Here is an 18,465-nt window from a genome sequence, read left to right as displayed (position 1 = left end):
CCATGTCGAGACCTAAGATACTTGTCGTGGAAGACGACCCTGTGATCTCCATGCTGCTCAGGAATCGCCTTGCAAAGTTAGGCTATCAAATTGCAGCGATAGTAAGTACTGGCGAGGAAGCAATCGCCCTCGCGGAAAAGGATCCGCCGGACCTGGTGTTGATGGATATCAAACTTGAGGGACCGATGGACGGCGTTGAAACAGCGTGCCACTTGCGGACCGTCTTGGATGTTCCGGTGATCTATGCGACTGCGTTCACGGACGAGGCTCTTCTGGCGAGGGCTCGAGAGGCTGAACCCCTCGGTTACCTTGTCAAGCCTTACGGGGAGAAGGAGCTGCGAAGCGCCATAGAGATGGCTCTCTACAAGAACCGGATGGAACGGAGACTTAAGGCAAGTGAAGCAAGATTTAGGAACTTAAGCGAGGCCGCTCCTTTTGGCATATCAGTCATGGCCCCTGACACTAGTTTTGAATATTTCAACCCTAAGTTCACTGAGATATTTGGCTATACGACTGATGACGTTTCCGACATCGACACATTGTTCGAAAAGGCTTTTCCAGACAACAATTATCGAGACAGAGTCTGCTCAGATTGGAGAAGGGAGACTCTAAGCAAGGGCCGGATGGGCGAGGTTGAACCAAAAAACTTCGTCGTCACATGCAAAGATGGAACCCACAAGATGATTAGTTTTCGGACGGTCATCCTTGGATGTGGTCAGCACATCGCTACCTATCAGGATATAACGGCGGAAACGGCTGCCCAAGAGGAGATCCTCCGAGCTAAAACACAGTGGGAGCTGACATTCGATGCGGTGTCCGACTGCACAATGATATTGGATGAGGAACACAGGATTGTTCGCATGAACCGCGCCATGTGTCAGGCTCTCAAAATCGAACAAGACCGAGCCCTCGGGCGGAATTGCTGTGAGGTCGTGCATGGCCAAACGGTTTCCCCAGACAATTGCCCGCACGCCAAAATGCTTGATAGTTCTGGCGAATGTCAGTCCGAAGTGGTGGCAGATAGGCTCGGGGGAGTTTTCGACGTTCGAATTTCGCCAATACGTATAAAGGACGGCCCGATCATGGGATCCGTATACACGGCACGCAACATAACAGAGCGCAAGCGAGCCGAAGACAAATTGCGACGAGCAAATGACCTTCAGCAGCAGCTCCTAGCCACAGCCGCCACCGCGATCTTTATTGTGGACTCTGGCGGTAAGATCACAGAAGTAAACAACGAGTTTTGTCGAATGACCGGATATAGCGAAGAAGAAGCAATCGGCAAAACATGTCGCAGTTTTTGGGGCGACCAGTGCAAAGCTAACTGTGCACTTCATCTACCGAATCTCGGCAAAGATATCGTCAAAGTACAAGCCAACTTCAGAGCAAAGGATGGACGCGTTCTGACTGTGCTTAAAAATGCCTCGATGATGACAAATGAACAAGGAGAAATAGTTGGAGGGATAGAATCATTCATCGATGTCACTGATCTCATACAAGCACGTATGATTGCAGAGTATGCAAACCAAGCGAAAACGGATTTTCTGACCAATATGAGCCACGAGCTGCGAACGCCCTTGAATGCCATCATTGGTTTTTCAGAGCTATTGCTGGATCATTCAGCAGGCGAAATCAATGACGAGCAGTCGCTTTACCTTGGAGATGTCCTCGACAGCGCCCATTATTTGCTCGATCTCATCAACGGAATTCTGGACCTGGCAAAAGTTGAGGCTGGCAAGATGGAGCTGGAAGCCTCCGAATTGCAGGTCGTTCAGTTGATAGAGCACAGCCTCACGATGATTAGAGAAAAAGCCACGAAACATGGGCTATCGATCAGCCTTAATGTCGACTGCGGGCTCGAAGACCTGGAGATTCAGGCGGACGAGGTCAAACTGAAACAGATCATGTATAACCTTCTGTCTAACGCTGCCAAGTTTACGCCGGACGGCGGTGCAATTTCAGTGGGCCTCCGCAGGACAGAGGACGAAGTAATCGTAAGTGTGACAGACACCGGAATCGGCTTGAAGGCTGAGGATCGAGAGCGAATTTTCCAGATGTTTGAGCAGGTGGATTCATCATATACAAGGAGTGAAGCCGGCACCGGTATCGGTTTGGCTTTAACAAAGAGTCTGGTAAATCTTCACGGCGGAGGAATCTGGGTGGAAAGCGAAGGAGAAGGGCGAGGAAGCGCATTTCATTTCACGATTCCAATAGTTGAGCCACAGTCTAACACGCCGAATTCGTTTCTGCCCGGTCCCGGCGTTTACGAAACGATATCCTCGCATACCAATAATCTTTCAACGCCCTCCACAATTCTTGCTGTTGAGGATGTTGAGCGGAACTTGAATCTGATGTCGGCGATCTTACGGAAATCGGGACATCGGGTAATACAGTCCAGAAACGCGGAAGACGGTTTGTTGCTCGCCAAGATAGAAAAGCCCGATCTGATCCTGATGGACATCGAACTCCCCGCGATGGACGGGTTGACCGCTGTCCGAGCTCTCAAGCAGTCGCCGGAGACCGCTGCCATTCCCGTAGTAGCGGTCACTGCCCGCGCGATGGCTGCTGATGAAGAAGAATGCCTGGCTACCGGGTGTGCGGCCTACATTTCGAAGCCCTTTGACTTTCGCGTGTTGAGGCAGGTGATTCGTGACCTCTTGAGGAGAACCTCGGAAGGATAGGTGTCGTCGATCGGTTCGCTCATGGCATACGGTGAAAACAATGAACATTGGGAAACATATACTCGTGGTAGACGACGAGAAGCGCAACCGAAATCTGTTGCAAGCTATGCTGAAGTCTCTTGGGTACTCGTCCGAGGTGGCTTCCAACGGAACCGAGGCTTTGGCAATGCTAGATATGAGCTTCGATCTGGTACTCTTGGACGTGATGATGCCCGGAATGGATGGATTTGAAGTGACTCGACGTATTCGGAGCTCCCAGGATTGCTCTGACATACCGATCGTCATGGTCACCGTTCTTACAAACAAACGAGACCGATTGGAGGCGGTGGGAGCTGGTGCAAACGACTTCATCTCCAAACCTGTTGACAAGGTTGAGTTGAAGGTTCGCATGGAGTCCCTGCTTAAGATGAAGGCTGCTCAGGATGAGATCAAGCGACACCGAGCCGACTTGGAGGTCATCGTTGAAAAGCGCACCGCAGCGCTGGCTGAGAGTGAAGAGCGACTTCGGGCCATATTCGAAGCCGCCCAGGATTGCATTTTCGTACAAAACTCAAGCCTTCAATACACGCATGTGAATCCAGCAGTGGAAAGGCTGTTTGGCAAGCCTGCTGCCGATCTCGTGGAATTAACGGATGAGGATCTTTTCGGTGAAGAAGCAGGAAGACATAACAGAGAAGTGGCTGAAAGAGTTCTGCGAGGCGAAACCGTAGAAGAAGAGCGGACGAGACTGGTTAATGGGATACCCACCACGTTCCTGGAAATCAAGGTGCCCATTCGAAACGCATCCGGGAGAATCAACGGGCTGTGCGGCATCCTTCGGAACATTACAGATAGAAAGGACGTGCAGACCAGATTGCATCGAATCGTCCCGGATCGTCCGACTTCCGAAGCCATGCGCCAAACCATTGACAAGGCTTTGCTCGTTGCGGAAACGGACAGCACTGTGCTCCTCGCAGGTGAAAGTGGTAGCGGTAAAGACCACTTGGCTCGCTTCATCCATGAGCATTCAAAACGTGCCGACGGACCGTATTTCACCATCAACTGCGCCGCCCTGGCGCGTGAATTGGCAGAATCCGAGTTGTTCGGACATGAGGCTGGTGCGTTCACCGGGGCAACAAGGCGAAAACGTGGGTTGCTGGAACTTGCCGAGGGGGGAACTCTTTTACTTAACGAGATTGGGGAGCTTCCGCTTTCTTTGCAGGCCAAGCTTCTGACCTTTTTGGACACGAGGACGTTCAGTCGAGTTGGGGGAGAGAAGACCATAAGGGTAAGCGCACGCCTGATCGCCGCCACCAACAGAGACCTGGAGAAGGAGATTTCCGAGGGAAGATTCAGGGCTGATCTCTTTCACAGGCTCAATGTGTATTCGGTCTTTGTGCCACCTCTCAGACAGAGGATTGAAGACATCCCGATCCTGGCTCGAAAACTCATGCAGGAGCTAACCTCAGAGATGCAGTTGGACAGAACCCCAGAAATCGATTCAGTGGCGATGCGCAAACTCTGCCGGTATTCCTGGCCCGGGAATGTTCGCGAGCTGCGAAACGTACTTGAAAGATCTCTGATATTGTCTCGAGGCGGACAACTCAAGATCGATTTGGTCGAAGATGAAGCATTCCACGACGAGGTTTCTCAGACTGACTGGACATGGACTGCGACGTTTCCCCTCCGGGAATCGTTGACCAATATGGCGAACGATTTGAAGAGGTCGCTCATAGAGCAAGCACTTGAAAAATGCAGCGGCAAAAGGACCGAGGCAGCTCGCCTTTTAAAAATAAGCAGAGACTCGCTGAAGCGGCAGATGAAAACATTGGGATTCTACTCACCGGACCACGAGCATAGAGTGCGAGTCTCTCCACGTAACAAGGTCTTGTAGCGATACAAAGCCAAAAGCCGTTTATCCTTGACCAACAGGGAATTTCCAAACTAATATATGTGAATTTGCTTTCCCAGGAGAAGACAAATGTTCAAAGAAGACAGGACAACCAGTCACTTCCGGTGGGAAGACTTGGGTAACATAGACCAAGGAAGGCCGAACCTTGGCCCCACTACCCTCGTAGCTGTCTATAGACTGATGCAGTACACTATGAGGGACGTCCTGATTGTCGAATATGATCCGCAGGCTGCCAGCCAAATCCTCGTAAAGGCCGGCAAGTTGGCTGGCTCGGAATTCTGCAAAAGTGTTCTTAACGTTAAACTCGAATTCAATGAGTTTATTGCCGATCTTCAAGAAAAGCTGAAGCTGCTTAGAATTGGAATTCTCAGAATCGAAAAGGCTGATCTTGAGAAGATGGAATTTGTTTTGACCGTTGATGAAGACTTGGATTGTTCGGGACTCCCTTTGAAGGGCGAAACGGTTTGCGATTACGATGAAGGATTCATCGCAGGAGTACTGGATACGTATACAGGCAAGGAATTCGAGGTCAGAGAAATAGACTGCTGGGCCTCAGGGGAAAGAACCTGCAGGTTTTCTGTAAACTTGAAGAGCTAGGGTCATAATTGAATCAAGCACAATCAGCCATAGTGAAATCAGTGCAGCAAGCACTCATGAGTCTACTCAACGGTACCCCCGCGCGACTTCTTGATCAAAACGGTCAGTGCCTGGATGACGAACTGAAAGAGCTCTGCGAGACCACGAATCACTTTATCGAGAAATTTTCCGAAGCTTCCGATTTCCTTTCGTCTCTTTCTAAGGGGCTTCTGGAGATCGAGCCTCCACGCAGGAATTTTCTGATTTCGCCATTCAAACGACTTCACGCCAGTCTGCGCCATTTAACCTGGCAAACAAAGCAAGTAGCCATGGGCGACTTGAGCCAGCGGGTCGATTTCCTCGGAGGATTTTCAGATGCGTTCAACTCGATGATCGATTCTTTGAGAGAGAAGAGAGAGATCGAACTCAGCTTGGTGCAAGCAAATACCGAGATCATGGACAGTCTCCGGTATGCCCGAACCATTCAAACTGCTTTCCTGCCAAATCAACAGGAAATGGCCTCCAATGTGGGAGATTACTTCATAATCTGGGAACCCAAAGATCTGATTGGTGGAGATATATACAAATATGAGACCGTTCCGGAAGGCTTTCTGCTTTCGGTAATAGACTGCACAGGGCATGGAGTCCCTGGCGCAATTATGACGATGATCAGCGGAGCAAGTTTGGATCGAGCGGTGGAAAAGGTCGGGTACAAGGATCCCGCCCTCCTCCTGACTCATCTTAATCGGCTCGTCAAGAGCTCTCTGAATCAGCACCATAAAGAGACTTCTTCTGACGATGGCCTGGACATTGGGATCTGCTTAGTGAATAAGCTTGAGAGGAAATTGACCTTTGCCGGCGCCAGAATCGGGCTCTGGTGCTGCAGAGAGGGTGATCTTTATGAAGTTCCTCCAGACAGGCAGAGCGTTGGGTACAAAAATTCCAAGTTGAACTTCTCATATGTCAATCGCACGGTCGCGATCGACGACAATACTATTTTCTATATTTGCACTGACGGGATACTCCATCAAACAGGAGGGCCGAGGCGGCTTCCTTTTGGCAAGAAGCGGTTCAAGCGACTCATCTTGGATAATTGCCAGAAACCGTTTCGGGATCAAATGCGGGACATCCAGGAAGCAATTGAGACATATAGAGGAGACGAGCCGCAACTGGATGACATCACCCTCGTGGGATTCAATCCTTTTTCCGTACCAGGAGGTCAAGGCAGTGGCATTATCCGTGCATGAACTTTACAAGAGCCTCATGAAAGAAGGAATAATTTTTTGCTTTTGCGGGTCGGTGTCTCAAAGCATTGTCGAAGGAATCGGGGAAACGCTTTGGCAGAGGATGGAACTTGAAGGGACGCAGACCAGCACAATCAGCAAGGTGTTTCCGATCTTCGTAGAACAAATGCAGAACATATTGAGTCATTCAGCCGAAAAAATTTCTTCAGAGAAGAGCGGCGGTGAGGAGCTTCGGTTCGGCATCGTTACAGTCGGAAAGTCAAATGGCCAGTTTTATGTTTGTTGTGGAAATTACGTTGGCAAACAAAGCGCGGAAATACTCGCTAAGCGACTCGAGGAACTTCGCAAAATGAGCAAGGAAGAGCTCAAAGACCTGTACAAAAAACAGCGTAAGATGGCATCTGGCGAAGGCAAATCCAAAGGCGCAGGGCTCGGCTTTATCGATATGGCACGACGTGCGAGCAAGCCGCTGGAATTCAACCTAATCCCTGTGGATGATGACAAATTCTTTTTCTCTATGGTGACATCGATTTGAGGGATACCGTGAACCATCTCATTCTAGATGCAACAAAATCTACACCTTCTGTGCACTTTGATGCGGCGACCGGCGTACTCGAGCTGAAAGGTAAATCCTATCCGGAGAACGCCGCTAGATATTACGAACCTATTCTGCAATGGGTGAATGAATGCCTGAATGAGTGCGAAGACAAGGGGATCGTATTAAACCTGGAAATGATTTATTTGAACAGCAGCAGTTCCAAGGCCTTCCTCAACTTGTTCGATATGCTGGATCGATTCGCCAAGAAAGGCAGAAAGGTGGTGATCAACTGGCGCTATCTTGAAGACAACGATACCGCGCTGGAATGTGGGGAAGAATTCATGGAAGACTTGGAAGCAGTCACCTTCAATCTCGTGAAAATCGAGAACGAATAACAGGCCTTATTCCCTGAATGTTTGGTACCAATTTGCTCTTTGTATATTGCCAATACATTGTCCGATTGCTTGATTAACTTGTCACCCCCAATCCTGTTGACTTAAGCGGTTGGCCCGAGAGGCGCAACTGCTTCGTCATTCCGTCGGAAGACGGGATCCGGTTCTTTCGATATTTTCTGGACCCCGGCCTTCGACGGGGTGACGATCACCCCCGTGGCATGAGCGAACAGGTAACATTAACTCAACAGCATTGGGATGCCAGCCGCCACTGGCTCATTGTGGGGTTAGGCATCTATGCCAAGCTAACGGATTTTATGAACTAATTGGAATGGTTGCCGCTATGAATCACAGTCTTTTCCACGAAGAAGAGGAAACCATACGAACAGCCGAAGAACTCATTGAATGCTTGGCTCCTTCGGATGACGCATGGCCGTCACACTATCGGAACCTCTTGGACAAATACAGGAAGCTGCTCAGCCAATCAATGCGCTTGACCAACATCGGTGATATCATGCAAAGCCAACTCCGTAATTTGAACGACCAGTTAAGGCAGGCTGAGGAGAAGTACAGGCTAATTTTTGAAAATGCCCCGATCGGGGTCATCCATTTCGACCACCACGGAGCAGTCACAGCTTGTAACAGCAATTTCGCACATGTGATCGGCGCTTCGAGAGAAGATGTCATCAGACTGAATCTGTTTGCAGACTTGAAAGATCGGCACGCCATTGCTGCAATTAGGAAGACTCTCTCCGGTGAAGACAGCCATTACGAAGATTACTACACGTCCGTCCTGGGAAATAAGACTTCAGCGATCAAGTGCGAGTTTGCCCCGATGGTGTCTCAAGACGGATCAGTGGTCGGAGGAATCGGACTGCTCGAAGATGTCACGGAACGGAAAAGAGCGGAAGAAGCGCTTAGGGAGAGTGAAGAGAGACACCGGCGAGTCTTTGAAAACATTCAGGATGTTTATATGGAAACCCTTCTCAACGGCACAGTGGTGGAAGTCAGTCCATCAGTCGAGACCGTCCTTGGTTTCTCAAGAGAGGAATTAGTGGGCTCATCGATTTTGAGCATCTATCATGTTCCTGAGGAAAGACAATTGCTCATTGCCAAGCTCTCTGAAGATGGAGCGGTCTCGGACCATGAGCTTTCTCTCAAGTGCAAGGATGGAAGAGTGACACAGTGTTCTACTAACGCTCGGCTCATTCACGATGAATCTACTGATTGTTGGCACATTTGCGGCGTCATAAGAGACATAAGTGAGCGCAAGCGGACGGAAGATATTCTAAGAGCTACGTTCCAACGATTCTACACTATGCTTTCAGGCTTGCATTCTGGAGTGCTGCTCGTGTCAGAAGAAGGCAAGATCGAGTTTGCCAATCAAGCTTTCTGTGACATGTTCGATTTGGACGATGTTCCCAGCGGCCTGCATGGGCTGTCGCCGAGCGAAATGATTCAAAAAATCCGGGATTCTTACGCCCCGCCTGCCGAAGCCGTCGCTCGCATACAGGAGATTGTTGCTCAGCAACGCCCGGTAAAGGCTGAGGAAGTCGCTATGAGCGATGGACGGACCTATCTACGAGATTTCGTTCCTATATTCATCGACGGGAACCGCTATGGCCAGTTGTGGCATCACCAGGACATCACAGAACGCAAGAAAGCCGAGGACCAGATCAAGGCTTCCCTTATAGAGAAAGAAGTGCTTCTCAGGGAACTACATCACAGGGTCAAAAACAACTTTCAAATGATTGCGGGGCTCCTCATTCTTCAGGCCGACCACATTGCTGACGAGGACCATAGGGCGAGCCTCAGAGAGGCGGAGGCACGCGTTCTTGCGATGGCTCGTGTCCATGAGAAACTATACCAATCGGATGATCTGGGCAAAATCAGAATGGACGAATATTTGTCGGAACTCGCGGAGGACCTAATCGGCTTCCAAAGTGACGAAGATACTAGAATAGCACTTACAACAAAAATGCAGCCAGTAGTATTCGATATTGATAATGCTATTCCGTGCGGCCTTATCCTAACGGAGCTCGTGACAAACGCTCTGAAGCACGCCTTCCCCAAAGGGGGCGAAGGTGTCATAGAAATAACTCTGCGGAGGATCTCAGGGAACGAGTATCAGTTGGTTGTGCGTGATGATGGTGTAGGGTTTCCCGAGAATTACACCGTGGAAAAGAGTGTTTCATTGGGTCTTAAGCTCGTACAGGCTTTCGCCAAAAGATTTCGAGGCGAAATTACTTTGGAAGGATGCCGGGGGGCTGAAGTCCGAATAGACCTCAAGCATGACTAACATAGAATCATTGTTTCTTCTTTTTGGACATGCTCTGTTTGAACCTATAGCTCTCTCCGTTCATGGTCAGGATGTGAGCGTGATGGGTAAGGCGATCCAGAAGCGCTGCGGTGAGTTGTTCGCTGTGGAACACCTGGGGCCATTTTGAGAATTCAAGATTCGGGGACTCATAAGGTATCCTCACTTAAATACCAGTGGGTTGCGAAAGGTCCAGCTAGCGTCAGGACAATCGATTCTGCAAAGTGTCTGCAATAGCAGTTATGATAAGGTAATAGGTTGATATTATGACTATTACTTGGCAGTGAAAAAGGTTCAAATCCCGTTTTCCCGCTCCAGAGAGTAACTTTACTTTACTTCGGGCCCCCGGAAGAGCTAAAGCTTTTCTGGGGGTTTTTAGTTTTGAGACTCTGCTACGCCACCTGTGAGCTAACCCCCTGATCCGCACACTCTTCCGCCGTCGAATCCGTCTGCTTGCCGGAAATTGAGAAGTAAAGGGCAATACCGCTGATAACGTAGCAGCATGCACCCAGCCAGAAAGCTGTGGAGATTCCGAAAAAGAGTGCGACACCAAGCGCCAACACGGACCCGCACACCGATGTTGCACCGTTGACTCCCCATAACCATGGCGCAAGGTTCGGATGGGTCCTGGACGCGACAGACATTCCCAGGGGAAAGGCCATCCCCATGAATAATCCCAGCGGGGTCAGAATGCCGACCGCGATTAATATTCTGACCACCGTGGCGGATGCCTGAAAGGTTTGTATGATTTTCGGAGTGAGGAGCCCGAAAAAGAGCAATGCTCCGAGCAGCATGATAAGCCTCACCGCTGTCGGTCGAAAGGATCTTGTCGTATCGACTTTCCACGTCAGATAGCTGCCAAATCCGCACGACAGGAGTAACGTAAAAAGCACGACCGAAAGGCTGTACGAAGGATGCCCCAGGAAAATGTTGAAGCGCTGCAATTGAGATATCTCTACAAACATAAAGCCCAGGCCTATCCCTGCAAAAAAGAGCATGAACGGAGCGGCTTTCCGATACACAGGCAGGCCTGCCTTGGCGAAGATCGGCAAAAGGATGAATACTCCTGTTAGAATAGTCACAACAATGATCACGAGCAGCAAAATCTGTACTGCTCCTGCATTCCGCCCCATTCCTAAATTGTCGCTCATGGTCCAAAAGCGGAAAAAGTCCGTTGGCCTCAGCATGTGGAAGAAGAAAGGCTTGTCGTCCGTAGGAGGAGCCAGATCGATCAGGTAACGATCCTCAAAAGATCCCGTATTTTCACCTTTCACTATAGGGGGATAAAACTTATCCGTTCCCCCTCGAGGGCTGTATGCAACGTTGAACCCCATTTCTTTGGACACATTTTCAAGAGTATCGAGCTGATGTGCAGACAGCGGAGATCTGGATGCGAGAGTTGTCGCCACCGTTCGAAACTTGACAACAGCTATGTTGTTTTCCGGTTCGGACACTCCCAGGGAGAGGAGCGCTGCTCGCGCAAGTGACGCAACTCGGTAGTTCTCCGCGGCGCTGCCTCGAGAGACGGCAATAATGCCGTCAGGCGTGAGGTGTTGGAGAAAAATCTTCCACCCTTCCAGAGTGTAAAGAGAATTCTCGGTCAATACGAATGCGCCTGCGGCAGTAGCCGCCCACGTATCGATCAACGATATTTGGATAATATCGAACCGATCGTTCTCACGTGCGACATAGCTGCGAGCCTCGTCCACGACAAACCGAATCTTGGGATGTTTGTCCAAATGTCCCGAAAACTCTCCGAATGGACCGTTGACAGCCGACACTATAGCGGGATTCATCTCAACACCCAATACGGATTTCTGGTCGAATACGAGTGCTGAAAGCAGATCTCTGCCGCCTCCTGCCCCAATGACGAGAACGTCCGCATTCGGCTTAATCCAATGAGCCAAGTTGGTTACATCGCACTTCAGATAGGAGAGCGGCCGAATATCCCCATCAAACTTCGTCAGTATCGTGGTTGCATGGGCATCGATATTGAGCCACAATTGTCGCACGCGGGTATCGCCGACGGGTTTCGGACTCAATCCCCAGCCGAAAGGAGTGCACATGAAGTCAGGATCGCCGAAGATCTTCACCCGGGAAAAACTGTTCCATTTTTCATAGAGGGAAGGTGGTTCGAGCGCACCTTTCACATACTTGATCTGCAATAATGGAGTACCTTCCCTGGTCAACCAGGAGTGGCCTGCGGCCAACAGGCTGAGGGATACAAGGCAGAAGAGTCCCGCAACAGTCAATCTCTTGAATTGCTCTCCGTAAAGGAAGAACAACGCACCCGTACAGGCAAAAATTGCAATAAAAATCAATGTGGTGGGCGCGTCCGTAGTCTCCAGAGAGACAATGATGATGACGCACCCTGCAGCCGCCCCTGCGAGGTCAGCGGCATATAATTTACTCAATTGCATGGGGAATCTTGTAAGCGCCAGGCACGTGCAAATGCCACCGAAGATGAAAGGGACAGAGATGACGAAATAGCAGAACAGCCAATTGGCCACGACGGAAAGCGACAGGATGTCATCCGAGGGAAAGGAAAAAGGGACGTACAGTTGGATGACGAAGCTCGCAACCATTGAAATTGAAAAAAGCAGTGAGTACAAGGACAGGTGGTATTTTGTTAACTCTCGAGGAAAGAATTTCGGATAAAGGTAGACACAGACTGCTCCCACCGTCAAACCGAACATGGCTATGGAAATAACCATAAACGCGAAATGGTACCACATGGTAACGCTAAATATGCGTGTAAGCAGAATTTCATACATCAAGGCAGACGAAGCTACGATAAAGAGTCCGACATAGCCTGCGCGATTAATGCGCGTATCCATTGTCATTGAGATGATTCCCCTCTACTTTCAAAAAGTTATCACAAAAGGAAGTTATACTTAAAACTTGTCCCAGCTCCCCAAAGTAACGTATTTTTACTACGGAATTCCGAAAAAGATAAAGCTTTTTCGGGCTCCTGGCAGGGGGGGAAAGCATTCGTCAGAATTGAAGAACTTTTAGAGCCAACTATTGAAATTGTCACGGGATAGTTCGCTTGACACCATTTCGTAATTACGCATATAAGATGGCGAAGGCCGAGGTGTTCTGGGCGGAGTGATCAGACGCCCTTGCGTCGTCCAGAGCGAAGGATACCTCAAGCCTGCCAGATTATGGAGAAGAAAAAGCGAATCGATATGAGCAGGCTTATTCAAAATTTGTTATGGAGAGATTGTCCTTCGAGCAGGTTCGTCTCGGGAGGTCAAAGCCTGTTAATTGTACGTGACCCGAATAATCGCTTTGTCCGATCCAAAAATCGATCACAGAGTGTTCTGTATGATTTCCTGACAGTCCCTTGTGTGTCCACCTGATTGAAAGTCTCCATGGGTGTCCATCTGGCGCATTCGATCGTGCATGTCTTCGCGTTGCCTCCATTATTGTAATCTCTATGTTGCAAAAAGCTACATTGCTGTTTTCTTCAGTCTATGAAACATTGGTAAAAATGTGGTACCATCTTGTTGAGGATCCACATTGACGATAAGCTCACATTTCAATAACGCTTTCCTAATACTCTCTCCCTAGGTTGTTTTATAAACGCGCCCCAAATGATGGCTTGGAAACGTAAGATGCAGGAGGCACGTGCGGTAAGAATAAAGGGAGGATACAAATGAAGAAAATGGTGGGCAAGCAGTTCTCTACTGTCTTGACAGTAATCTCGTGTTTTATCGTAATATTGTTTGCCGGTTCGGCAATTGCCGACGTTCGATTGACCGGTTCCGGTGCCACATTTCCGTTTCCTATCTATTCGACATGGTTCAAACAATACAATCAGGCCTATAAGGATGTCCAGATCAATTACCAGGGCAAAGGGAGCGGGGCAGGAATCAAAGATTTCATAAATCACACTGTAGATTTTGCCGGCAGTGATGCTGCCATGACAGACGAGGAAATTGCCCAGGTAAAAGAAGGAGTCCAGTTGCTTCCCATGACCGCAGGAAGCATTGTAATAGCCTATAATCTTCCGGGCCTTTCACAGCCTCTGAAACTGAGCCGTGAAGTGTACCCCAAGATTTTTATGGCGCAGATCAAGAAGTGGAACGATCCCTTGATAGGCAAGGAAAATCCGGGAGTAAAGCTGCCCGACCTGGATATTACCGTCGTTCGAAGGGCTGACGCCAGCGGCACTACATTCGTTTTCACCAAACATTTGAGCGCCATCAGCGAAGAGTGGTCGAAAGGTCCAGGGTTCGGTACCACCGTAAAGTGGCCCGACAGCGACAAGATTGTGGCCGCTCCCAAGAACGACGGTGTCACCGCAACCATACGACAGACCCCGGGAGGAATCGGGTACATAGAATACGGCTATGCCATTTTGACCAAAGCGCCTACGGCTCTCCTCCAAAATAAAGCCGGCAAGTACGTGGCAGCGACCCCTGAGACCGGAGCCGCTTCTCTGTCGAAAGTGCAACTCCCGGAAGACATGCGTGCCTGGTTGCCGGATCCGGATGGTGATGACTCTTATCCCATTGTCACCTACACCTGGATGATGTTTTACAAGAAATATGAAGACCCCAAGAAGGCTGAAATTTGTCGCAAAGTCGTTGAATATTGTTTGACGGAAGGGCAGAAGAATTCCGAAAAATTGGGCTACATTCCTTTGCCGGACAACGTTATTAAAGAGGTCATAAAAGCGTCGAACAACATAAAGTGATCTGCCCTTCCTGTCGATGAATCAGGATCGGCTCTTTCGGATTCTCTGCGCCCAACCCTGATTCGTATTCACGGAAACGCATCACTATTACTAGGCAGAATCATAGAGAGAAGAGCGGCCTTTTTACAGGCGGCTTTTCCCCTTTTCCGGAATTCGATGGTGACAGCTCATGCTTGGAAGACATCTTGTACGAGTAATTGTTGACGAAGAGTCTATTTCATCTCCTCCCACGAAAGCCGAAATGTGGTCAGACACCGGTTTTCATTATTTAACGTGGGGATGTACTGCGGCCGTTATCCTGCTGCTCTTCATCATCCTGTGGGAGATAGGGGGGAAAGCGATCCCTGCGATGCGGGAATATGGTCTGAGTTTCCTGGTAAACACAACGTGGGATGCCAACAAAGCCCATTTCGGCATTCTGCCTCACATCTGGGGAACACTGTACAGTTCGCTTTTGGCGCTCTTGATAGGCGGATTTGCCGGTATTGTCATAGCAATTTTTCTGACTCAGGATTTCATGCCTCCCACTCTTCAAGTCGTATTCAAGAATATCATTGAATTGCTGGCTGCTATCCCCAGTGTTGTGTACGGATTGTGGGGCATTTTTGTTCTGATTCCTCTCGTGAGGCCTGTAACTGATTTTCTGTACGACAAGCTGAACTGGATTCCCTTCTTCAGCACTTCTCTGGCCGGTCCGGGAATGCTCCCAGCAGCGCTGGTGCTTGCCATTATGATCTTGCCCACTGTCGCGGCGATCTCGCAGGATTCCCTGCTGGCCATTCCCCACAAAGTGAAAGAAGCTGCGTACGGCATGGGAACGACACGTTGGCAGGCGATCCTGAGAGTCATGCTTCCGACGGCATCTCACGGCATTTTCGGCGCACTGGTGCTTGGACTGGGTAGGGCTTTGGGTGAGACCATGGCACTGGCCATGCTGGTTGGAAATTCAAATCAGATCAGTCTGTCTCTCTTTTCTCCTGCGAACACGCTCGCTGCACTCCTTGCGTTGAACTTTCCGGAAGCGGGAACCGTTGAGACGCAGGCTCTGATGTATGCAGCTATTGTCCTTCTGGTCATCACCCTTGTAGTCAATGTTATCGGTCAGGCCATAATCACACTGACCAGCCAACATCGGAGCTGAGACAATGAGCCCTACGCAACCTCTACGACAAGAAACAGCGGAGATACAATTGCCGAAATTAGAGCGCTCCTTTTTTGAGAGGAGTTCTATGATCAGCGCTCTCCTTAGCCTGGGGACGTGGATCCTCGCAATAATAGCGTGCGTACCGCTTTTTTCCGTTCTTATCATGCTGATCATTCGCGGGGGAACGAGACTGAGCTGGGAAACCCTTAGCTCTTTACCCCCCACAGCCTTTGAGATGGGCGGCGGATTCGGCAATGCTATTATCGGAACAATAGTTATGGTCGGTATAGGAATGCTTATAAGCGTGCCTCTGGGCATAATGGCGGCAATATTTCTTGCAGAATTTGGCCCTGATAGCCGCATCTCACAAGTGGCACGGTTTTGCGCCAAGACACTGACCGGTTTGCCGTCAATCCTTGCAGGCGTTTTCGCCTACGCAGCGGTTGTCCTCGTGACAGGAACGTATTCCGCACCGGCTGGTGGCATTGCTCTTTCGTTGCTTATGATCCCGACTGTAATGCTGACTGCCGAAGAAGCCATGAAAATGGTCCCTCGGATCATGAAGGACGCTGCACACGGTATGGGATGCACACCAAGCCAGGTGGTATGGAAAGTAGTCGTTCCAACTGCTATGCCGGGGATTATCACAGGGGTAATGCTTGCAGTCGCGAGGGCGGCCGGCGAGACAGCACCGTTGCTGTTCACTGCTTTGTTCAGCAGTTACTGGTTGTTCGAGGGGGGGGTTGATGTGATGCAACCTACGGCATCTCTTGCAGTATTAATCTACAATTTTTCCGGCATGCCGTACGAGAATCAAATCGAACTCGCCTGGACCGCTTCGCTAGTGCTCGTTACTCTCGTTCTCGTCCTCAACATCATCAGCCGTACAATCGGCCAACGCAAAGAACAAATGGTAACCATGTTGCTCGTTGTGAAAAGAGTCATAGGGCGGCAGGGGAATAATAAAGGAGCTGTAAAATGAAGGCCAACGGGAAATCCCAACAGCATGGAGCGACTCTGTCGCCGATTGGCGGTCAAAATGAAGTCGCAATTAAATGCAAAATTGATGAACTGTACTATGGCGATTTTCTTGCGGTTCGCGACAGCGAGATAAATATAGGATCTCGAAAGATCACCGGATTCATCGGCCCTTCCGGATGCGGGAAGAGTACGGTGCTTCGATGCATCAACCGCATGAACGATCTCATACGTTCTTTTCGCTTCAAGGGCGAACTGCTCTTTCACGGTCAGGACATTTACGCGCCTCAGATCGATCCTGTAGCGGTTCGCCGGTACATAGGCATGGTGTTCCAGCAGCCCAATCCGTTCGCCATGAGTATTTACGAAAACGTGGCATTTGGGCTCAGGCTGAATCGTTTCAAGGGCGTCATGGATGAAAAGGTGGAAAACGCCTTAACACGTGCCGGACTCTGGAACGAAGTAAAGGACAAACTGCGGAACGGAGGGCTTTCCCTTTCCGGTGGACAGCAGCAACGCCTTTGCATTGCACGAGCAATTGCGACGGAGCCTTCTGTTTTGCTCATGGATGAGCCGTGTTCAGCTCTGGATCCGATCGCCACGCGTGTTATCGAGGAGTTAATGCTGGAACTCAAAGAAAAATACACGATTGCAATTGTTACCCACAATATGCAACAGGCAATGCGTGTAGCAGATGAGACAGCCTTTTTCTCCGTAGACATTTCCAAAGCCGGAAGGACCGGTTTTCTCGTGGAAAATGGTCCAACCGAACAGATCTTTAACGATCCTCAAGAAGAACTGACGAAGGAGTACGTGAGCGGTCAATTCAGTTAATTTTCTAGGGAGCTCCATCATGATTGCTCGGTCACAGTCCATTATTATTGTAATGACACTAATAGCATTGTTCCTCGTTGCCTGTGGGCAGAACGCTCCGGAAACTACGAAACCTCAGGCTGAAGTACAGATTTCCGGAGCTGGCGCGACATTTCCGGCCCCCCTTTACCGTAAATGGATCGAGGAATATCAGAAGAACAATCCTGATAAAGCCATTTTTTATGAATCTGTCGGCAGCGGAGAAGGAACCAAAAGGTTTCTCAAGGAACAGGTGGATTTCGGTGCAAGCGATGCAGCTATGTCCGATGAAGAAATGACCAAGGTCAACAGGGGAGTCAAACTGATCCCCGCTACTGCGGGCATTATCGTACTCGCATATAATCTGAAAGGCCTCAACGGCATACTCAGGCTTCCGCGAGATGTGTATGTAGGTATTTTTGCAGGCACGATCAAGACCTGGAACGATCCTCGAATACAGCAAGCGAATCCAGGCCTGAGCCTTCCGGCCGCGAGCATCATCCTCGTCACGCGAGTGGACAGCAGTGGGACTACGTTTGCTTTTACCAACCACCTCAGTGCCGTGAGCAAGGAATGGCGCGACCGTGGTCCCGGCGTCAGCAAGCTCGTGAATTGGCCGCCCAATGCCATGGCCGCACGCGGCAACGAAGGGGTTGCAGGCCGAATCAAGATGAGTGATGGAGCCATAGGCTACGTTGAATACGGATTCGCGCAGCGAGCCGGCCTGGCCTTTGCCTTGGTAGAGAACAAGTCCGGTAAGTTTGTTGAGCCCCTGCCATCAAATGGGCAGGCAGCCCTGATGAACTCTGCAGAGCACATGCCTGCTAACCTGCGCATGTTTCTGCCGGACCCTACGGGTGAGAATTCCTATCCCATAGTGACATATACTTGGTTAATGCTCTACGAAACCTACTCTGACGGAGCAAAAGGGGGGCTGGTGAAGAATTTTGTACACTGGGCCCTGGATGAGGGACAGCACTACAGTGAGGCGCTCGGATTCTGCAGTCTGCCGACCCGTATAGTGGGACTTGCGACCAAAGCAGTTGATGAGGTCCGTTGACAAGCAGCAGAAAGCAAAAGATTTCCTTTGTTTCCTTTTTTCGATTACAATAAAATGACATTATACCATTTCGCAATTATGCATATGAGA

At 49.8% G+C, this 18,465-nt stretch carries 13 protein-coding genes and 1 pseudogene; 12 read left to right on the top strand and 2 right to left on the bottom strand.

All coding sequences use genetic code 11. The annotated features are described in order from the left end of the window. The first annotated feature begins 2 nt into the window (after positions 1–2). The 7 genes from DESTI_RS17685 (at position 3) to DESTI_RS17655 (ending at position 9,621) form a co-directional block, all read left to right on the top strand. Entirely contained in the window at positions 3–2,681 is a 2,679-nt protein-coding gene (locus tag DESTI_RS17685) for a response regulator (RefSeq protein WP_014811337.1), read from the top strand. Positions 2,682–2,721: 40 nt separating this feature from the next. Then, positions 2,722–4,554 (top strand): sigma-54 dependent transcriptional regulator, encoded by a 1,833-nt coding sequence (locus DESTI_RS29090; RefSeq protein ID WP_014811336.1) that lies wholly within the window; start codon positions 2,722–2,724, stop codon positions 4,552–4,554. An 87-nt stretch (positions 4,555–4,641) separates the two neighbouring features. Then, positions 4,642–5,169 (top strand): V4R domain-containing protein, encoded by a 528-nt coding sequence (locus DESTI_RS17675; RefSeq protein WP_014811335.1) that lies wholly within the window; start codon positions 4,642–4,644, stop codon positions 5,167–5,169. Positions 5,170–5,177: 8 nt separating this feature from the next. Next, entirely contained in the window at positions 5,178–6,395 is a 1,218-nt protein-coding gene (locus DESTI_RS29085) for a SpoIIE family protein phosphatase (RefSeq protein ID WP_014811334.1), read from the top strand. Next, a complete protein-coding gene (locus DESTI_RS17665) occupies positions 6,376–6,927 on the top strand; it encodes a SiaB family protein kinase (RefSeq protein ID WP_014811333.1) in 552 nt (183 codons plus the stop codon). Before DESTI_RS29085 ends, DESTI_RS17665 begins: the two co-directional genes overlap by 20 nt. Before the next feature lie 8 nt (positions 6,928–6,935). Beyond that, positions 6,936–7,325 carry a DUF1987 domain-containing protein gene (locus tag DESTI_RS17660; protein WP_014811332.1) on the top strand — a complete coding sequence of 130 codons (390 nt, stop codon included), beginning with the start codon at positions 6,936–6,938 and terminating at the stop codon, positions 7,323–7,325. A gap of 340 nt (positions 7,326–7,665) precedes the next feature. Next, positions 7,666–9,621 carry a PAS domain-containing sensor histidine kinase gene (locus DESTI_RS17655; protein ID WP_014811331.1) on the top strand — a complete coding sequence of 652 codons (1,956 nt, stop codon included), beginning with the start codon at positions 7,666–7,668 and terminating at the stop codon, positions 9,619–9,621. Between the two features lie 7 nt (positions 9,622–9,628). Here DESTI_RS17655 and DESTI_RS31795 read toward each other — a convergent pair. Continuing rightward, a pseudogene (locus DESTI_RS31795) lies at positions 9,629–9,781 on the bottom strand (ATP-binding protein); the annotation flags it as partial. A gap of 250 nt (positions 9,782–10,031) precedes the next feature. Next, the gene (locus DESTI_RS17650; RefSeq protein ID WP_014811330.1) at positions 10,032–12,482 is read right to left on the bottom strand and encodes a spermidine synthase family protein; all 2,451 of its coding nucleotides are present in this window, start codon (positions 12,480–12,482) and stop codon (positions 10,032–10,034) included. 815 nt (positions 12,483–13,297) lie between these two features. Between DESTI_RS17650 and pstS (DESTI_RS17645) the strand changes: the two genes are divergently transcribed. From pstS (DESTI_RS17645) to pstS (DESTI_RS17625), 5 genes are all read left to right on the top strand, one after another. Next, on the top strand, positions 13,298–14,341 hold the full coding sequence (pstS, locus tag DESTI_RS17645) for a phosphate ABC transporter substrate-binding protein PstS (protein WP_014811329.1): 1,044 nt from the start codon (positions 13,298–13,300) through the stop codon (positions 14,339–14,341). Between the two features lie 169 nt (positions 14,342–14,510). Beyond that, on the top strand, positions 14,511–15,482 hold the full coding sequence (gene pstC, locus DESTI_RS17640) for a phosphate ABC transporter permease subunit PstC (RefSeq protein ID WP_014811328.1): 972 nt from the start codon (positions 14,511–14,513) through the stop codon (positions 15,480–15,482). A gap of 4 nt (positions 15,483–15,486) precedes the next feature. Further along, positions 15,487–16,467, top strand: coding sequence for a phosphate ABC transporter permease PstA (gene pstA, locus DESTI_RS17635; RefSeq protein WP_014811327.1), 981 nt, complete (start codon positions 15,487–15,489; stop codon positions 16,465–16,467). After that, positions 16,464–17,297 (top strand): phosphate ABC transporter ATP-binding protein PstB, encoded by an 834-nt coding sequence (pstB, locus tag DESTI_RS17630; RefSeq protein WP_014811326.1) that lies wholly within the window; start codon positions 16,464–16,466, stop codon positions 17,295–17,297. Before pstA ends, pstB begins: the two co-directional genes overlap by 4 nt. A 19-nt stretch (positions 17,298–17,316) precedes the next feature. Continuing rightward, on the top strand, positions 17,317–18,375 hold the full coding sequence (gene pstS, locus DESTI_RS17625) for a phosphate ABC transporter substrate-binding protein PstS (protein WP_014811325.1): 1,059 nt from the start codon (positions 17,317–17,319) through the stop codon (positions 18,373–18,375). Positions 18,376–18,465 lie beyond the last annotated feature (90 nt).

This window comes from Desulfomonile tiedjei DSM 6799 (genome assembly GCF_000266945.1).
GTDB lineage: Bacteria > Desulfobacterota > Desulfomonilia > Desulfomonilales > Desulfomonilaceae > Desulfomonile > Desulfomonile tiedjei.
Note: the sequence above shows the minus strand (reverse complement) of the source record. Positions and strands in the feature narration are given on the sequence as shown.